The 2,617-nt window shown below is 66.7% G+C and carries 1 protein-coding gene; it reads left to right on the forward strand.

Annotated features, from left to right (window positions below; genetic code table 11):
* Positions 1-653: 653 nt before the first annotated feature.
* Positions 654-2,531, forward strand: coding sequence for a group II intron reverse transcriptase/maturase (ltrA, locus tag ABZ297_RS46620; RefSeq protein ID WP_355361017.1), 1,878 nt, complete (start codon positions 654-656; stop codon positions 2,529-2,531).
* The last annotated feature ends 86 nt before the right edge of the window (positions 2,532-2,617 follow it).

The following is a 2,617-nucleotide window of genomic DNA, read 5'->3' on the forward strand; positions in this document are numbered from 1 at the left end:
CCAGCACGTGCGACACGATGTCGCTTGTTGCGAGTGGACTCGCAGATTGGAGGATCGACGAATGTCGATGGTGTAGTCCCGGGTCTGTGCTCTGTGGCCCGTCCCCACCTTGGCGGGCGTCGCTGGTAACGGCGGGGTCCGAAGCCCGAGGCAGAGCCCAAGGACTCCCGCTTCCATCCGGGAGTCACAGGTGAGGGGAAGGCCGGACGGGTGAACGCGAGTGAATCCCTGAACGCTTCGTCACGCGAAGCCCCGGACGATGGAAGGCAGGACCGGGGTTGAGGGCTGGCCGCTGGGAAGCGGCAGGTGGCAACCGGTGGGTGCTGGCCGGTTGCGTGAGCACCACCGCCCCGGAGTAGAGGGGGCACCCAACCCGGCCGTATCTCGCGCAAGTGGAACGTGGAAACCCCGGCAGGGTCCACGCCATCAACGATGGTGGCGATGGTAGGCGACTCGTAAGGGAAGCCGATGCCCGGCCGGGACAAGGATGCCCAAGAAGCGAATGCCGGTGGCCGAAAGGCGACACGAAACCGCGAGGTCGATCAAGCGGCGCTCTCCTGCCGTGACCTTGGGGATAAGTGGCCGGATACCGGCACCAGCCGGGTGCCGGAACTCTCCCGCCAGGGAGGGTGCTGACGTGGGCAGGTGAGCCGATGGACATCGTCGGTCATGAATCGCTGGAACCGAGGGACAAGTTGGACGCCATGACCAACATGCGGGCCGCGCCCACTGGCGCGACCGGTGTGGTCGTGGTGAACGGACTCTCGGACGCCACCTGGGAAGGGCTCAGCCCGGCACGCGGTGTCAGCATGAGCCAGGCCCGGGACAACGTACGGCGGCTCAGGCAGAGGATTTTCAAGGCGGCGCAGGAAGGGGACCTGAAGAGGGTCCGCAATTTGCAGAAGCTGATGCTCCGTAGTCATAGCAACACGCTGCTCAGCGTGGAGCGGGTGACGGAGATCAACGCTGGCCGCCGCACGGCCGGGGTCGATGGTGAGGTGGCGCTCACCGACGAGGCCAGGACGGAACTGATTGCTCGCGTGCAACGCGAGGCCAGGTCCTGGACGCCCCTGCCGGTGCGGCGGGTATACATTCCGAAAGCCGGTACGACGATCAAGAGACGGCCGCTCGGCATTCCGGTGATCTTCGATCGGGTGTTGCAAGCCCGGGTGAAGAACGCGCTGGAGGCCGAGTGGGAGGCCCGGTTCGAGACCCGCTCGTATGGGTTTCGGCCGGGTCGCGGCTGTCACGACGCGATCGAGGCCATCTTCAACGCGCTGAGCGGCAAGAACGCCAAGCGGTTGTGGATCTTGGACGCGGATCTGACCGCGGCGTTCGACCGCATCGATCACACCCAGCTCCTGACGGCCCTGGGCTCCTTCCCTGCTCGGGACATGGTCCGAGGTTGGCTGAAGGCCGGGGTGATCGACGCCGGTACCGGGTTCGCCCCTACCCGGGAGGGCAGCCCGCAAGGCGGGGTGATCAGCCCCGTGTTGATGAACGTCGCCCTGCACGGGCTGGAAGAGGCCGCCGGAGTCCGCTACTACGCTCACGGTTCGGAGGCGGGTTGGACCGTGGACGGGACCCCGGTGTTATGCCGATACGCCGACGACTTCGTCGTGGCCTGCCACAGCCAGGAGCAGGCCATCACGGTCAAGGCGCGGCTTTCCCAGTGGCTGAGCACTCGGGGACTGGCCCTGAACGAGGACAAGACGAGAATCGTCCACGCCTCGCACGGGTTCGACTTCCTCGGGTTCACCATCCGCCGCCACCCCAACGGAAAGCTGATCATCAAACCCAGTGCGGCGGCCGTCCGGCGCATCCGGCGCCGACTACGCGAGGAGTTCCACGCGATGCGCGGCGCTTCGGCATCGGCGCTGATCTGGAAACTCAACCCGATCATCTCCGGATGGGCCTCCTACTACCGGACGGTGGTCTCCAGCCAAGTGTTCAACGCGCTGGACGACTACGTGTGGAAGCTGGCCTACAAGTGGGCCATCCGCCGTCACCGCACCAAACCGAGGAAGTGGATCGCCGCCCGCTACTTCGGCCGGTTCAACCCCGCCCGAGGCCACATGTGGGTCTTCGGCGATCGCGACAGCGGCGCCTACCTGCAGAAATTCGCCTGGACCAAGATAGTCCGGCACCAGCTGGTCACCGCCAAGGCGTCTCCCGACGATCCCGCGCTGGCTGACTACTGGGCCAGACGGCGACGCAGGCACACGCCCCCGCTCAGCGACCACATCGTGCGACTGCTGCGTAAGCAAGACGCACGCTGCCCGCTCTGCGGGGACCACCTCCTGCACGCCGATCAGGAACCAGCGCACCCACGTGAGTGGGAGCAATGGCACCGAACCGTCCGCAAGGCGATCACCAAGCACACGCTGGAGACCGCCGACACCGGACGGGCCGGCACGCCGGACAAGGACCGGATTCGCCTCATACACACCCACTGCCGCCGTCGGCTCCCACCCGCGGCAGGCAGTCAACCAGCACTTCTGCTCACCACGCCGCCCTCGCGGCTTGCTTGAGCCGTGTGCGGGGACGACCCGCACGCACGGTTCTGAGGGGGCCCTGGTGCAGCAATGCACCGGGGCTACCCGACCGCCCACGCGCT

This window comes from Nonomuraea sp. NPDC005983 (assembly GCF_040614375.1).
In the GTDB taxonomy this organism is placed as follows: Bacteria; Actinomycetota; Actinomycetes; order Streptosporangiales; family Streptosporangiaceae; genus Nonomuraea.

Bases quoted from the DNA above. Each gene is read 5' to 3' on its own strand.
- ltrA (WP_355361017.1), top strand. From the start codon at position 654: ATGGACATCGTCGGTCATGAATCGCTGGAACCGAGGGACAAGTTGGAC.